2 protein-coding genes are annotated in these 1,582 nt (G+C 45.4%); one reads left to right on the top strand and one right to left on the bottom strand.

Annotation, left to right across the window (positions count from 1 at the left end; translation table 11 throughout):
• Positions 1 to 69: 69 nt before the first annotated feature.
• Positions 70 to 927 (bottom strand): methyltransferase domain-containing protein, encoded by an 858-nt coding sequence (locus WBV27_RS10080; RefSeq protein ID WP_424201710.1) that lies wholly within the window; start codon positions 925 to 927, stop codon positions 70 to 72.
• A gap of 214 nt (positions 928 to 1,141) precedes the next feature.
• Between WBV27_RS10080 and WBV27_RS10085 the strand changes: the two genes are divergently transcribed.
• A complete protein-coding gene (locus tag WBV27_RS10085; protein WP_272161016.1) occupies positions 1,142 to 1,552 on the top strand; it encodes an Hsp20/alpha crystallin family protein in 411 nt (136 codons plus the stop codon).
• Positions 1,553 to 1,582 lie beyond the last annotated feature (30 nt).

Consider the following 1,582-nt stretch of genomic DNA (forward strand, 5'->3'; position numbering starts at 1 on the left):
ATTATAGCATATCACACCGCTGTGTCAATATTTTTCGGAAACTTGGGCTATGTTCCGGTTACGCCAAAATCAGACAGCTTTGCTGGCGACCAAAAGTGTGACTGCCACAGTGACAGAATTCAACGGATTTGCCGACGCATTTGCTAGTGATTCTTCAGATGCGCCCCACGATAATGGTGTCATCTCCATCAGCCAGCCATAGCTTTTGGCATCAAGATCCACGGTATAGCTGACTTCTTCACTGACAGCATCCGGATAAATATCGTAGAATCGGTCCACCACTTGTTGATTGTCGTACTCTCTTTTTGTCGTATCCAAGGCATACAACTGCTCCCGCAACTCGATCAAATACTGTGCATTCGGCACAACTTTGATGACCTTACCGCCTGGTTTCAAAACACGGTCGAATTCCTGGTACTGCGATGGTGAAAAAATGTTCAAGATGACATCAAAGGCATTCTCGGAAAAAGGTGAATGCGCCAGGTCGGCCACACACCAGAAGGCATCCGGGAAAAAGTTGCTGGCCGCCAACTGGATCGCATCCTTCGAAATATCAAAGCCGATTTTTGTTCCCTTTAAACCCTTTTCGGTCAAATAATGCAGATGGGATCCTTCGCCGCAGCCGACATCCAGAACAGTCGCATCTTCCGGCTTGTCGATATGGTCATAAACGGCATCCAGCAACGGATGGAAAAAGCCGGTGTCCGCCAAATTTTTCCGGCTCGACAGCATCTCTTTGCCGTATTCATTCTGGCCGCCCTTCATCAACAGATGCAGTGTTCCCTTTTTGGATACATCAAAATGATGTCCATTTGCGCAGACCACGCTATGCCCCTCCACCGTTTCAAATTTCCCTTTGCAGATAGGACACTGGAAAAGATTCCGATGCTGTTTCAGATAAAGACTGCCCGCTTCAATTTTTTTCATAAATACTACCCTTTCTCGGCCTCTCCCGTTCAGGCGGTGTGAGGCGTTCACTGTCTCAAAACTCCTTTAACAGTTTACCATAGAACCCGTTTGGAATCAGCTTTTGCTTCATTCCCGCGTTTGGAACCGGAATCATTTCGGTGGAATTCTGATGCACGTAGGTTTATACTGAGGGTGAACAAAAGCTTCATTTAAAAGAAAGGAGATTTTTCAAATGTCAAATGAGTTACGCAAAAGCAACAGTTTCTTCGACCTGCTGTCGGACACCGGATCGATGTTCCAAAATCGTTTTTTCCAGGAAATTAAATTGGACGTTCATGAAACCGAGGACAACTATCAAGTGACAGCCGATCTGCCCGGCTACAGCAAAGAGGATATCACTGTGGATTATGACAACGACATCCTCTCCATTTCAGCCGTCCGCAAATCGGAAAAAGTCGAAAAAGACGATAAAGGACAAATCATCCGCCAAGAACGTTCTTCGGGTTCCGTACACAGGGAAATTTATTTGAAAGGCATCAACGAAGAAGATATTACAGCTACTTTGACGGAGGGCGTCTTGAACTTAGTGCTTCCGAAAAAAGAACCTACTGTACTTTCCAAACGTAAAATTGAAATATTCTGATACTTAAAGAAAAGACCGAGCAAACCGCCT

The sequence above is a fragment of the Trichococcus sp. genome (assembly GCF_049589555.1).
In the GTDB taxonomy this organism is placed as follows: Bacteria; Bacillota; Bacilli; order Lactobacillales; family Aerococcaceae; genus Trichococcus.

What these genes read in the sequence shown, in the direction of transcription:
- WBV27_RS10080 (WP_424201710.1), bottom strand. Translation starts at nt 927, where the DNA reads ATGAAAAAAATTGAAGCGGGCAGTCTTTATCTGAAACAGCATCGGAAT.
- WBV27_RS10085 (WP_272161016.1), top strand. Translation starts at nt 1,142, where the DNA reads ATGTCAAATGAGTTACGCAAAAGCAACAGTTTCTTCGACCTGCTGTCG.